The sequence below is a fragment of the Psychrobacter sp. CAL346-MNA-CIBAN-0220 genome (genome assembly GCF_040309805.1).
In the GTDB taxonomy this organism is placed as follows: Bacteria; Pseudomonadota; Gammaproteobacteria; order Pseudomonadales; family Moraxellaceae; genus Psychrobacter.
On the sequence record NZ_JBEOPF010000713.1, the window covers coordinates 1 to 237 of the forward strand.

Consider the following 237-nt stretch of genomic DNA (forward strand, 5'->3'; position numbering starts at 1 on the left):
CATGAATAGTGATGAAAGTTATCCTGTTAGACAACAAAATTTATTTTCAGATATTAATCAGTTTATTAAAAACTTAGAAAAACGCGGCCGCAACGTGATGCTAATGTTAGTGCCAGAGCATGGCGCTGCACTGCAAGGCGACAAAGTACAATTTGCAGGGCTGCGCGAAATACCAAGCCCTTCAATAGTAACAGTGCCAGCGGCAATTAAGTTTATAGGTCCTGACTTGCCTCGTAT

Annotated in this window: 1 protein-coding gene; it reads left to right on the forward strand. The window is 41.4% G+C overall.

From position 1 onward, the window contains the following. On the forward strand, positions 1–237 hold a 237-nt coding region (gene bcsG, locus AAEY88_RS15430), incomplete at both ends, for a cellulose biosynthesis protein BcsG (RefSeq protein WP_350563795.1).